Here is a 12,299-nt window from a genome sequence, read left to right on the forward strand (position 1 = left end):
ACGGAGCGAAAGCTCCGTTTTCTTTTGAATCTAAAATAGCCAGCGATTAAAGGACCTTACACGCAAAGCCTTTTAGGTAGAAACCTTCTGGGTAGGCGGTATCAGTAGGGTGATCCGCTGCTTGTTCGAAACGTTCCACAAATTTTACTTGGCGATTTGCATCTACTGCGGCATCGGCAATAATTTTTTGGAACAGAACTTGGTCCATCAGACCAGAACAAGAATAGGTAAGTAGTGTGCCACCAGGGTTTAGAATTTGCATGGCCAACATGTTTATATCCTTGTAGCCACGACACGCGCCATTTAGTTGTGCTTTGCTTTCAGCAAATTTCGGTGGATCCATGATAACAACGTCGAACTTCGTACCTTGGTCACGGTATTCACGTAGCAGTTTGAACACATCGGCGTTTAGGAATACAGCACGTTTCTTAGAGATATCAAACTCATTCAGCTCTGCATTGAATTTTGCTGTGTCGAGAGCAGGTTGTGATACATCGGCGTTAATAACACGTTTCGCGCCACCTTTTAGCGCGTACAGACCAAAACCACCTGTGTACGAGAAACAGTTGAGAACTTCTTTATCTTTCACGTACTTCATCGCTTGTTGACGGCTATCACGTTGGTCTAAGTAGAAACCAGTTTTATGACCACCAACGATATCTACGCTGATCTTCACGCCGTTTTCTTCAATTACCACTGATTTTGGTGGCTCTTCACCGTGCAATACGCCGGTTGTTTCTTTAAGACCTTCTTTCTTACGTACCGCGACGTCAGAACGCTCGTAAACGTTACAACCAGGGAAGCACTCAACTAACGCATCAACAATAGCTTGTTTGTTGTATTCTGCACCTGCACTTAGAAGCTGACACACAAAGAAGTTTTGGTAACGGTCGATCGTAACACCTGGCATACCATCAGACTCTGCTGCGATAAGGCGGTAACCAGTAAGACCGTCGCGGTCGATAACGTCTTCACGAAGAAGCTGAGCGTTGTTGAAGCGCTTAACGAAGAATGCTTTGTTGATCTCTTCTTTTTCAAAGCTCCAAATACGAGCACGAATTTGAGAAGCTGGAGAATATGCTGCTTTAGCTAGCCATTTCCCGTCGTGAGTAAATACATCAACGGTTTCGCCAAGAGCAGGTTCGCCCTCAACTTTACTGATGCCTCGAGAGAAGATCCATGGGTGCTTACGCTTAACCGATTTCTCACGACCTTTAACCAAATAGATAGCAGCTGTCATTTCTTTAGCTCTTGTTGAATTTTGAAAGGGGCGTATTGTCCGGGATGTTGCCCGCAAAAGCAATATCCATCGACAATCCAATCATTTGTAGAGGCTTTAATTATAAACTTGTGAGTGGAATAACGGACGGGTTTTCCAGGCGCAAAAAAGGGCCACCGAAGTGGCCCTAGCCATTAGTGTATGTGATTAAGCTTTCAAGCCAGTCAGCAGTGATTCCATAGTGTCACTTTGGGCACGAAGCTGCTCGACATTCTGAGATGTGGTGCTGATCATCGTACACACATTGTTAGCTTGAATGCGGATCTCTTCAACACTCGATGCAATGTTGTCAGCCACTACGCCTTGTTCTTCAGCTGCCGTAGCGATTTGAACGCTGCTGTCAGAAATAGTTTGGTTCTTGTCTGCAAGTGAGCCAATCTCTTGATTCACTTCGGCCATTAGAGTTTGACCTTCATTCGCATTGTGAACTGTTACTTCCATCAACTTAGTTAGTGATTGACTGTTACGTTGTAGCGCTTCAATCATTGCTTGAATTTCGACGGTTGCTTGTTGAGTCCTGCCAGCAAGAGCACGAACTTCGTCGGCTACGACTGCGAAACCACGGCCTTGTTCACCAGCACGCGCCGCTTCAATGGCTGCGTTAAGCGCAAGAAGGTTCGTTTGTTCAGAGATACCGTTGATGGTTGTTACCACTTCATCAATCTGCGCTGCGTTTGCATCTAACTCTTCTACCGCTTGAGATGCTGATTGGATCTCGGTGGAAAGGTTAGAGATAGAGTGAAGCGTGTTTTCCACTTTCACCTGACCTGATTGAGCGACGCTGCGAGCATCATCAGTTTGAGTGCTTGAGTCATGAGCCAGTGTTGCTACTTCGCGAATGGTTGATGCCATTTCCTCTGTTGCGCTTGCCAGCGAATTCAAGTGCTCTTGTTGCGTGTTAGAGATTTCAGAACTGTTTTGAATAGATAGGTTTAGATCTGAGCTGATTTGCTGCATAAGCGCCATAGACTCCTGAATCGACTGAACCATCTTTTGTTCACGATCGGCAACTTTATCGATCGTAATAGCAATCTCACTAAACTCGTCACGAACAGGGAAAAAGTTCATACGAGCAGTTAAATCACCGTTTGCCAATGTGTTTAGTGCTTTGTTCATTGTGAACATCGCACCACCGATGAACGTCATGATGTAGTAAACGCCCATTGCAATGATAAACAGAGTGATAAGAATAATGCTTACTTGCGTTGTAGATAGTGCTGTCCATAACGACTGTTCGTGGTTAGCAACGAGACTAAAAGCCCCATTCATAACAGAAACAGCTTCTGGACCTGTACCGAAAGCAATCGTATCTGAACTTGAGATCAGGCTAGCAACTTGAGATTGCGAGAGATTGCCTGCCTCGATAAGACCTTTCATTAACATCAACTCTTCCTGATATAAGTCAGTAATGAGTGAGTCTGCGGCACTGTTCAAAACGAGAGTTAGGATGACTAATGCGATGAGAGGGAGCAAGAAGAGTAGGTAGAACTTTTCTTGAATCTTTAAATGGATGAGATATTTGTCAATCCAACGGAAAGGAATTTCTTTCATAATTATTATAACCATATAAAAACCCACTATCCTTAGTGGGGTAAATAGACGGAAATAATATATCACTCAAATTTAGGGAGCGGTATACGGATGGTACTAAAGTGTGAGAAGTTTCTGATAGTAGGTCACGTACAAGGTGTAGGATTTCGATACCACACATCACATCAAGGCTTGAAACTGGGTTTAACCGGGTACGCGAAGAACTTAAATAATGGGGATGTTGAGGTGATTGCTTGCGGCACCGATGAACAAATCGCGGCGTTCTCTAAGTGGTTGGAAGATGGTCCGCGGACGGCAACGGTTGACAGTGTCACTCAAGAGAGTGTGTCTTATAAGCCTTTCCGCGGATTTAAGATCTTATAGCTCCAAGCGCAATAACTCGATAAGCAACTGCTTCACACGCTGGGCTTGTCGACGTGGCGTTGAGGCGGGCGGTTTATAAGCATTTAGCAGGTTTTGGCAAACCAGCTAGCTTAGTCGCTTGCTTTGCGGGACCTTTCTTGAAAAGTTTGAACAGATACTTGCTGTTTCCTTTCTCTGGACCATGCGCTTTTTCCATCGCTTTAACCAGCATTCTTACAGCTGGTGATGTGTTGAACTCTTCATAGAAATCACGCACGAAGTGAACCACTTCCAAATGCGCCTCTGTCAGTTCAATTTCTTCTTCTTTTGCTAGAAGCTCAATCATGCCTTCTTCCCACTGTGTGTGGTCAAGTAGGTAGCCTTGAGCATCAGTTTCAATTTCTTTGCCGTTATAAACGAACATAGCTCTATTTCCGCTAAGTAACCATTGATAAGTATAGGGTAGCGTAGAGGCTGGCTTGTGCTCAACAAAAGAATCTGTTGAGTCGACTGAGCGAATTAAATTCATACGATTCAACATATTAAACTGTGGGCGATAATCGTTAAGCTTACACCTTTTGATTTATGCAATAAAATGTAAACCTATGCAGGTTGTTAGAAAATTCTCGGGGTGAGTATTTCTATTTTTGCATGAGTATTCAATTTGTTGTTTGAAGGGGCGGTGTAAAAAGGAAGGTAACATCCACAAGGTAAGGTGCAAAGAAAAAGCCCGAAGTACAACTTCGGGCTTTTTGGAGCTTCAATTCAATCTGACGGTTTAGTCGTCGTTCATGATACCTAGAATGCTTAGTAGGCTGATGAAGATGTTGTAGATTGAAACATACAGCGTAATTGTCGCAGAGATGTAGTTTGTTTCGCCGCCACGGATGATGCCTTGAGTAGTCATCAGTATTGCCATGGTAGAGAAAACAATAAACAAGCTGCTCATTGCTAGGTGAAGGATAGTAGATTGGATGAAGATACTCGCAATCATACCCACAACTAGAACAACGAATAGTGACAGCATTAGACCACCCATCATAGATAGGTCACGCTTAGTTGTCAGTGCGTAAGCAGAAGCTGCCATGAATGACAGAGCAGTACCGCCAAGTGCTGTTAGCACAACGTCGCCCATGCCAGCACCGATGTACATGTTTAGAATTGGACCGATGGTGTAACCTAAGAAACCCGTAAATAGGAATGTAAATACAAGACCCATGCTATTGTTACGGTTCTTTTCAGTCAGGAATAGTAGACCGTAGAAACCGACCAACATTAGGATGATACCTGGACGTGGTAGGTTAAACGCCATCGATACGCCAGCAACCAGTGCTGACCATAGTAGAGTCATAGAAAGTAGTGCATATGTATTACGCAATACTTTGTTGGTTTGTAGAGCACTCTCTTGAGTAGTAGTGCGAGAAAACATAGGACTGTTCATAATCTTCCTCTATAAGGGACTGTCTTATCTTTAATATATAGACATATATGGGCCCGATAGTTCAAAAAATCAAGCCCGCCACATGTACATCTAGAACAAAATAATAATAGAAATAATGTGTTATGTATGTGGCAACTTGTAACACAATATTACCGCCTTGCCTAGCGGAGAAAGGCTTATTATTCAAAGCTCTGAAGACCAGTTCACGTAGAATGTTGTCACGTTGCGCAAATTTACAACGCGTTGAATCAACTGGACTTTCGTAACATGGTCTGTTTGCCAGTATGAGAGTAAAGAAAAAGCGCTGATATTGAGTTCAGCGCTTTGTCGGTTATCTGGGTGTTCAGAATGCGTTTAATGGTGAAGGATCTGAGCCAAGAAGTTCTGTGTACGATCCGATTGCGGGTTCTCAAAGAAATCGACAGGATTGTTTTCTTCGATGATTTCCCCCGCGTCCATAAAGATGACTCGGTCGGCGACTTCTTTTGCAAAGCCCATCTCGTGCGTTACACATAGCATGGTCATGCCTTCTTCCGCCAGTTCTACCATTACATCCAGTACTTCACGCACCATTTCTGGGTCCAGTGCAGAAGTTGGTTCATCAAACAGCATCACTTTAGGGCTCATACACAAAGAACGAGCAATGGCTACACGTTGCTGCTGACCACCGGAGAGCTGCCCCGGATACTTGTCCGCTTGATCGGGGATCTTAACGCGCTCTAAGTACTGCATTGCGATGGCTTCGGCTTCTTCTTTTGGCATTTTCTTCACCCAGATAGGGGCAAGCGTACAATTCTCCAAAACCGTTAGATGAGGGAAAAGGTTAAAGTGCTGGAAGCACATACCCACTTCACGACGAACCGCCTCAATGTTTTTCAGGTCTTCTGTAAGTTCAGTACCCGACACATAGATGCTGCCAGCTTGATGCTCTTCCAGACGGTTGATACAGCGAATCATGGTCGATTTACCAGATCCGGATGGTCCACAGATGACGATTTTTTCGCCTTTCTTAACGTCTAGATTGATATTCTTTAGTACGTGAAACTCACCATACCACTTATTCATGTCCTTCAACTGGATCATATAATCTTGTTGTTGCGTCATAATACGTCCTTGATCTTGATGAGTTATCGTTTGTGACCGGTATGCAATTTGTTTTCAAGCCATATCGAGTAACGTGACATGCCAAAACAAAATACCCAAAACACTAACGCGACAAATACATAACTTTCTGTTGCGAAGCCTAGCCATTCAGGGTCGGTATTCGCAGCTTGTCCAATGCCCAGTACGTCAAACATACCAATAATAAGCACAAGACTGGTGTCTTTAAAGAGACCGATAAAAGTGTTCACAATAGAAGGGATAGTGATCTTAAGCGCCTGTGGCAAAATGATCAGTCCCATCTTCTTCCAATAGGTAAGACCGAGAGCGTCTGCCGCTTCATATTGTCCTTTCGGGATCGCTTGCAAGCCACCACGTACCACCTCTGCCATGTAAGCCGCACTGAACATAACCACACCGATAAGTGCACGGATTAGCTTGTCAGTTTCTGAGCCTTGAGCCAAGAACAGAGGTAACATCACTGATGCCATGAACAGTACAGTAATGAGTGGGACACCACGCCACACTTCGATGTATACAGTACAGATACTGCGGATGATTGGCATATCTGAACGTCGACCCAGGGCAAGCGCAACACCGATTGGAAGGGAGACGACGATACCAACGAGTGCAATGATCAAGGTTACTAGTAGACCACCCCATTTGTGCGTTTCAACCACTTCAAGACCGAATACTCCACCATAAAGCAAGGCTGCAATAATGAATGGGTAAATGTTTACGAAGAACAACCAAATCCAAATGCGTTTTGGCGTTTTCTCATAAGCAAGTAGCACAGTAAAGATCGCCAATGTGATGTAGAACAGGCGAGGGCGCCAGAGTTCCGCTTCCGGATAGAAGCCATACATGAACTGTTCCCAACGGACGCTAATAAAGACCCAACATGCGCCTTCACGCGTACAGTCGTCTCTCGTTGTGCCAACCCAGTCTGCATTGATAAACGCCCAATCAACAATGTTCCAAAGAGCAGAAAATACGATATAAGCCAGAATCAACGTCACGATGGAGTTGATTGGTCCATTGAATAGATTTTTGCGTAGCCAACCTACGACACCAACAGTGTTTGCTGGCGGCGGGAGATCAGGCTGAAATTGATGTGTACTCATATTATCTCTCCACCAGCGCAACTTTACGGTTATACAAGTTCATTAACGCAGAAGTGATTAAACTCAACGTCAAGTAAACGCCCATGGTCATCGCGATAATTTCGATCGCTTGTCCAGTTTGGTTTAGCGTAGTTCCTGCGAACACAGAAACCAAATCTGGGTAACCAATCGCCATTGCCAGGGAAGAGTTCTTGGTTAGGTTCAGGTATTGGCTAGTAAGAGGAGGGATGATGATACGTAATGCCTGAGGGATCACGACCAGCTTCAGAGTTTTTGTGCGTGGTAAACCAAGCGACATTGCTGCTTCAGTTTGACCATGACTCACAGCGTTAATACCAGAGCGTACAATCTCTGCGATAAACGATGCAGTATAGACGCTTAACGCAAGTAGAAGTGCAGCCAGTTCAGGAATGATACTGATACCACCTCGGAAGTTAAAACCTTTTAATTCTGGGTACTGCAAAGAAATTGGCATGCCAGCAAGGAAGTAAACCACTAAAGGAAGCGCGATTACTAAGCCAAATACGATGCGACCCATCGGAGTTTGTTGACCTGTTAAACGTTGCTTGTTGTTCGCCCATACATTGATCAAAATGCTTGCGATGATACCTATGACTAGTGCCGCGACGACGAAGCTACTACCAGCCTCCATGACAGGTGCAGGGAAATACAGCCCGCGTACATTCAAAAAGATAGCTTCGCCAAGGCTCATACTTTGCCTTGGTGATGGTAGAGCTTGAAGAACCGCGAAATACCAGAAAAAGATTTGCAGAAGTAGTGGGATATTTCGGAAAGTTTCAATATATACCGCTGCTAATCGGCTCACCAACCAGTTTGATGAGAGACGAGCGATACCCATAACAAAACCAATAACGGTTGCTAGGACAATGCCTAACACTGAAACCAGTGCCGTATTGAGTAGACCAACGACGAAAGTACGCCCATAAGAAAACGTTTCGTCGTATTCGATAAGAGTCAGACCAATACCAAAGCCTGCTTCTTGATTAAGAAAACCAAAACCTGTTGCGATACCACGGGCATCAAGGTTCGTCAGTGCATTATTAATGATTGTGTAAAAGAAAAATACCAGTGCAGCTACGGCAATGATCTGGAAAATAGCGGAACGAAAAGCTGGATTATAAATCAGGCTCTTACTTCCGCTTGGTTTGGACATCGTACTTGGCGATGTATCATTCGTCGGTTTCATACAGCGATAACCTCAAACCCTTATTTATAGATTCACTCACGAAAAAGGGCGGCATAAACCGCCCTGTGATAATCGTTGTATTAGCGGATTGGTGGTGCGTACATGAAACCGCCCGCATTCCAAAGTGCGTTCACACCACGAGAAATCTTCAGAGGCGAACCTGTACCAACCGTACGCTCAAAGCTTTCGCCATAGTTACCAACTTGCTTGATCACTTGGTAGCCCCAATCGTCGCGAATGCCTAAACCTTTACCCTTCGGACCATCTACGCCAAGAATACGTTTGATGTTTGGATCTTTTGATTTCAACATCTCATCGGCATTTTTAGAGGTAATGCCGTATTCTTCTGCGTTCACCATCGCAAACAGAGTCCATTTCGCAATATTGAACCATTGATCGTCACCTTGACGAACAACAGGACCTAGAGGCTCTTTAGAGATGATTTCAGGAAGAACGTTAGCTGAAGAAGGGTCTTTCAAGTTCAGACGTAGCGCATACAAACCAGATTGGTCTGTCGTTAGTACGTCACAACGACCAGCATCAAAACCTTTAGAGGTTTGCGCTGCCGTATCAAATACTACAGGTTTATACGCCATACCTTGGTTACGGAAGTAGTCCGCAAGGTTAAGCTCGGTAGTGGTACCTGACTGCACACAGACTGATGCGCCATCAAGTTCCTTCGCACTTGAAACACCAAGATCTTTCTTAACCATGAAACCTTGACCGTCGTAATAGTTTACGCCAACAAAGTTCAGACCTAGAGCCGTATCACGGTGTAGAGTCCAGGTGGTGTTACGTGAAAGCACATCGATTTCACCCGATTGAAGCGCAGTGAATCGTTCTTTCGCGGTTAGGGGTACATATTTAACTTTTGTTTTATCCCCAAGAACGGCTGCAGCCAGTGCTTGGCAATATTCTACGTCGATACCTTCCCATTCACCTTTTGAGTTAGGGTTTGAAAAACCAGGTAGACCGGTACTTACGCCACAAGTAAGGAAGCCTTGTTTCGTGACTTTGTCCAGAGTAGTGTCTGCTGCTTGAGCTGAGGTAGCCATCATTGCAGTAGAAGCCGCTACGACGGAAGCAAGAACTGTTAGTTTGTTTGCCATTTGTATCCTTCCTGTATGATCCATGTTTAATCAGGAGCGACCTGATACAACGTGTCCAATTCGTTAGTGTTTTCGTCCTACATGATTGATTTTCGAAGAAACGGCAATCGCTAAATCAATCAGTTATAAGCGTAGGAAAGGATTTGCTAATTCTCAAATATATAATTTAAAAAGAGTTTTGGAGAGAAGTCACAAAGCGCCTTGCGATTTAGGATGACGAAATGTTAATTGTTTGTAAATAGTGCAACTAATTGTCAGATTGGTGCATCAGAACAATCGATAAAAGAGTGATTAAAACAGAAGGATAAAAGTTTGTTATTAAAAGTGTCATTAGTGTAGGGTGGCTATGTCAGCCGAAAATTTGAACAAAAATTATTTGTGAAGCCGAAACAAGGTGAAGTGGTTGCCCCATTTTTGGTAGCATGAATTTAGACAGTTATTTGAAGTGATCATGGATTGAAATGCGATATTTTCCTCTGTTCTTAGATTTAGTAAATAAACCAGTATTGGTTGTTGGTGGTGGTGAAGTAGCAAGCCGCAAAGTGGAAGCATTGCTCAAAGCCGGAGCAGACGTCACGATTGTCTCCCCAAGCCTTGTCGACTTTCTTGATAAGCTTGCTCAAGAGCAGCAAGTGCGATGGATTCAACGTTTTTATTCAAGTGACATTGTCACTAACTCATTCATTCAAGTATGGGCGACAACGGATAACCCGGAGCTTAACCATCAAGTGTATAAAGACGCAAAAGAGTTAGGTATTTTAGTAAACGTCGTCGATGACAAACCTTATTGTGATTTCATTACGCCTTCGATGATTAACCGCGGTCGTATTCAAATTGCCATCTCGAGTGGCGGTGCATCTCCAGTATTGATCCGAAACATCCGTGAAAAGCTAGAAGCCATCCTGCCGCAAAATATGGGACTGATGGCAGAGTTCGCCAACTCAAAACGTAACTCTATTAAAGAGGCATTACCAAGTGTCGATTTGCGTCGTAAATTTTGGGAGAACTACTTTTCGCACCCCGAGGTGGAAAATGCACGTGATAACCGTGAGCTGGAAACCATCTATCAAGAAACCATGACTAAGCCATTAGACGAGACAGGAAGCTGCACTTGGATTCAGGTAGGTAAAGACGTTGAAATGCTGCCTATTAAAGCCGTGCGCTACATGCAGCAGGCGGAGTTAGCGCTTCACTCAACCAAATGCGAAGCAAATGTGATGGAGTTAGTAAGAAGAGATGCGGAGCGTGAGGCATTTTCGAGTGCAACAGAGCTCTCAGATATGCTCAGAAAAGCCAAAGAAGAGAAGCTTCGTGTTTGTATCTTCGTTCCTTATGGAACAAGTGAGTTTTCACTTCTGCAAGGGCAAGACTTGGTAATCTAAGCTTTGTTATCTAGATACAAGTTCGTTATCTAAATTAGTTATCAAAAATAGACGCTTAGATTACTCACAACACATACAAAAACGCCGACGAATATCTCGCCGGCGTTTTTTATTCCACTGTTCTCATTCTCTACATTAAGAGAGTAGGAGAGCGCAATTAATCACGGAAGTTGTTGTACTGGAATGGGATACCCATCTCAGCTTCACGGATCGTTGCAATCGTTGCTTGCAGATCGTCACGCTTCTTACCCGTTACGCGCAGTTTGTCGCCTTGGATAGATGCTTGAACTTTAAGCTTCGCGTCTTTGATTAGTTTAACTAGCTTTTTCGCGGTAGGCGTATCGATACCTTGGCGGAACGCAATGTTTTGGTGCCAGTTCTTACCCGTCGCTTCTGGATTTTTTGCATCCATAGCGTTCGCATCAATGTTACGCTTCGCCAAGTGGCTACGTAGGATGTCACGCATTTGCTTTAGCTGGAACTCGCCTTCTGCTGACACTTTTACATTTTCTTCTACTAGCTCAAAGCTCGCATTCACATTGCGGAAATCGAAACGAGTAGACAGTTCACGGTTAGCGTTATCAACCGCGTTACGTAGTTCAACGGTATCGATTTCTGAAACAATATCAAACGATGGCATGAAGATTCCTTGATTATCTTGTTATAGGGAAATTACTTACTGGATTTTACTGCGGCTGCCAGCATGTCTAGCATCGTTTCAGTATCATCCCAACCTAGACATGGGTCAGTAATCGACTGACCGTAAGTTAGGTTGTTAATATCAGTCATTGGCTGATTGCCTTCAATAATGAAGCTCTCTGCCATGATACCCGCAATGCGAGTGCTGCCTGATTTAATTTGTTCACAAATGTCTTGTGCAACATCAATTTGTTTACGGTGTTGCTTCTGACAGTTCGCATGACTGAAGTCTACAATCAAACGTTGTGGTAAGTCGAATTCAGCAAGTGCATCACACGCTTGTTTTACAGATGCTTCATCAAAGTTAGGACCTTTCTCACCACCACGAAGAATGATGTGACCATAAGGGTTACCACTAGTGCGGTATACCGTCATACGCCCATTCTTATCTGGAGAGTAGAAGTAGTGTGATGCTTTAGACGCACGAATCGCATCAATTGCGATTTTTACGTTACCGTTAGTACCGTTCTTGAAGCCTACTGGACAAGATAAAGCAGAGGCCATCTCACGGTGGATTTGAGATTCAGTCGTACGAGCGCCAATTGCACCCCACGTAATCAGATCTGCAATGTACTGACCTGTGATCATATCAAGAAACTCAGTAGCTGTAGCAAGACCAAGCTTGTTGATATCCAGTAGCAGTTTACGTGCTTTATGAAGACCCGCTTCAAGTGCGTATGAGCCATCTAGGTTAGGGTCAGTGATAAGACCTTTCCAACCAACAACAGTACGAGGTTTTTCAAAGTAAGTACGCATTACGATAAATAGCTCGTCTTTGTACTTATCTTGGATATTCGCAAGGCGAGTTGCGTAGTCGATTGCCGCTTCAGTGTCGTGCACAGAACACGGACCAACGATAGCAAGGATACGGTCATCCTCACCAGTTAAAATCTTTTCAATTTGACGACGAGATTGAGCGATGCGATCAGCTACATCATCAGTGATTGGATGTACGCTGCCTAGCTCTGCGGGTGTCGGCATTGGACCCAAAGGTTGGGTTCTCAATTCATCTGTTTTTATAGGCATGTTATAGCTTTATTCTCTATTGCGAAGCGGTAAAGATA

General features: G+C 44.1%; 12 protein-coding genes. 2 read left to right on the forward strand and 10 right to left on the reverse strand.

Annotation, left to right across the window (positions count from 1 at the left end):
- Nucleotides 1-46: 46 nt before the first annotated feature.
- The gene (locus QMY49_RS06765; RefSeq protein WP_005446769.1) at nt 47-1,240 is read right to left on the reverse strand and encodes a class I SAM-dependent methyltransferase; all 1,194 of its coding nucleotides are present in this window, start codon (nt 1,238-1,240) and stop codon (nt 47-49) included.
- Nucleotides 1,241-1,426: 186 nt separating this feature from the next.
- A complete protein-coding gene (locus tag QMY49_RS06770; RefSeq protein ID WP_274790001.1) occupies nt 1,427-2,830 on the reverse strand; it encodes a methyl-accepting chemotaxis protein in 1,404 nt (467 codons plus the stop codon).
- A gap of 90 nt (nt 2,831-2,920) precedes the next feature.
- Between QMY49_RS06770 and yccX the strand changes: the two genes are divergently transcribed.
- Nucleotides 2,921-3,193 (forward strand): acylphosphatase, encoded by a 273-nt coding sequence (gene yccX / locus QMY49_RS06775; RefSeq protein ID WP_005446772.1) that lies wholly within the window; start codon nt 2,921-2,923, stop codon nt 3,191-3,193.
- A gap of 73 nt (nt 3,194-3,266) precedes the next feature.
- Here the strand turns inward: yccX and QMY49_RS06780 are convergent, their stop codons facing one another.
- From QMY49_RS06780 to QMY49_RS06805, 6 genes are all read right to left on the reverse strand, one after another.
- Entirely contained in the window at nt 3,267-3,596 is a 330-nt protein-coding gene (locus QMY49_RS06780; RefSeq protein WP_005446773.1) for a TusE/DsrC/DsvC family sulfur relay protein, read from the reverse strand.
- A 354-nt stretch (nt 3,597-3,950) separates the two neighbouring features.
- Nucleotides 3,951-4,613, reverse strand: a complete 663-nt coding sequence (locus QMY49_RS06785) for a Bax inhibitor-1/YccA family protein (RefSeq protein WP_005446774.1) — start codon at nt 4,611-4,613, stop codon at nt 3,951-3,953.
- A 354-nt stretch (nt 4,614-4,967) separates the two neighbouring features.
- A complete protein-coding gene (locus tag QMY49_RS06790; protein ID WP_005443945.1) occupies nt 4,968-5,717 on the reverse strand; it encodes an amino acid ABC transporter ATP-binding protein in 750 nt (249 codons plus the stop codon).
- Nucleotides 5,718-5,740: 23 nt separating this feature from the next.
- Entirely contained in the window at nt 5,741-6,838 is a 1,098-nt protein-coding gene (locus QMY49_RS06795) for an amino acid ABC transporter permease (RefSeq protein ID WP_005443946.1), read from the reverse strand.
- A gap of 1 nt (nt 6,839) precedes the next feature.
- Entirely contained in the window at nt 6,840-8,045 is a 1,206-nt protein-coding gene (locus QMY49_RS06800) for an amino acid ABC transporter permease (RefSeq protein ID WP_005446776.1), read from the reverse strand.
- An 80-nt stretch (nt 8,046-8,125) separates the two neighbouring features.
- Nucleotides 8,126-9,154, reverse strand: coding sequence for an amino acid ABC transporter substrate-binding protein (locus tag QMY49_RS06805; RefSeq protein ID WP_005446777.1), 1,029 nt, complete (start codon nt 9,152-9,154; stop codon nt 8,126-8,128).
- 461 nt (nt 9,155-9,615) lie between these two features.
- Between QMY49_RS06805 and QMY49_RS06810 the strand changes: the two genes are divergently transcribed.
- A complete protein-coding gene (locus QMY49_RS06810; protein ID WP_005446778.1) occupies nt 9,616-10,536 on the forward strand; it encodes a precorrin-2 dehydrogenase/sirohydrochlorin ferrochelatase family protein in 921 nt (306 codons plus the stop codon).
- Between the two features lie 157 nt (nt 10,537-10,693).
- On the opposite strand, the gene QMY49_RS06815 is transcribed toward QMY49_RS06810, so the two are convergent.
- Both QMY49_RS06815 and QMY49_RS06820 read right to left on the reverse strand, forming a co-directional pair.
- Nucleotides 10,694-11,176, reverse strand: a complete 483-nt coding sequence (locus tag QMY49_RS06815; RefSeq protein ID WP_005446779.1) for a YajQ family cyclic di-GMP-binding protein — start codon at nt 11,174-11,176, stop codon at nt 10,694-10,696.
- 32 nt (nt 11,177-11,208) lie between these two features.
- Nucleotides 11,209-12,261, reverse strand: a complete 1,053-nt coding sequence (locus QMY49_RS06820; RefSeq protein WP_005446791.1) for a 3-deoxy-7-phosphoheptulonate synthase — start codon at nt 12,259-12,261, stop codon at nt 11,209-11,211.
- Nucleotides 12,262-12,299 lie beyond the last annotated feature (38 nt).

Source organism: Vibrio harveyi (assembly GCF_030060435.1).
GTDB classification, from domain to species: Bacteria; Pseudomonadota; Gammaproteobacteria; order Enterobacterales; family Vibrionaceae; genus Vibrio; species Vibrio harveyi.

Excerpts from the sequence above, each read along its gene's own strand:
- QMY49_RS06790 (WP_005443945.1), bottom strand. The coding sequence starts at position 5,717 with ATGACGCAACAACAAGATTATATGATCCAGTTGAAGGACATGAATAAG.
- QMY49_RS06820 (WP_005446791.1), bottom strand. The coding sequence starts at position 12,261 with ATGCCTATAAAAACAGATGAATTGAGAACCCAACCTTTGGGTCCAATG.
- QMY49_RS06815 (WP_005446779.1), bottom strand. The coding sequence starts at position 11,176 with ATGCCATCGTTTGATATTGTTTCAGAAATCGATACCGTTGAACTACGT.
- QMY49_RS06785 (WP_005446774.1), bottom strand. The coding sequence starts at position 4,613 with ATGAACAGTCCTATGTTTTCTCGCACTACTACTCAAGAGAGTGCTCTA.
- QMY49_RS06805 (WP_005446777.1), bottom strand. The coding sequence starts at position 9,154 with ATGGCAAACAAACTAACAGTTCTTGCTTCCGTCGTAGCGGCTTCTACT.
- QMY49_RS06770 (WP_274790001.1), bottom strand. The coding sequence starts at position 2,830 with ATGAAAGAAATTCCTTTCCGTTGGATTGACAAATATCTCATCCATTTA.
- QMY49_RS06765 (WP_005446769.1), bottom strand. The coding sequence starts at position 1,240 with ATGACAGCTGCTATCTATTTGGTTAAAGGTCGTGAGAAATCGGTTAAG.
- QMY49_RS06800 (WP_005446776.1), bottom strand. The coding sequence starts at position 8,045 with ATGAAACCGACGAATGATACATCGCCAAGTACGATGTCCAAACCAAGC.
- QMY49_RS06780 (WP_005446773.1), bottom strand. The coding sequence starts at position 3,596 with ATGTTCGTTTATAACGGCAAAGAAATTGAAACTGATGCTCAAGGCTAC.
- QMY49_RS06810 (WP_005446778.1), top strand. The coding sequence starts at position 9,616 with ATGCGATATTTTCCTCTGTTCTTAGATTTAGTAAATAAACCAGTATTG.
- QMY49_RS06795 (WP_005443946.1), bottom strand. The coding sequence starts at position 6,838 with ATGAGTACACATCAATTTCAGCCTGATCTCCCGCCGCCAGCAAACACT.
- yccX (WP_005446772.1), top strand. The coding sequence starts at position 2,921 with ATGGTACTAAAGTGTGAGAAGTTTCTGATAGTAGGTCACGTACAAGGT.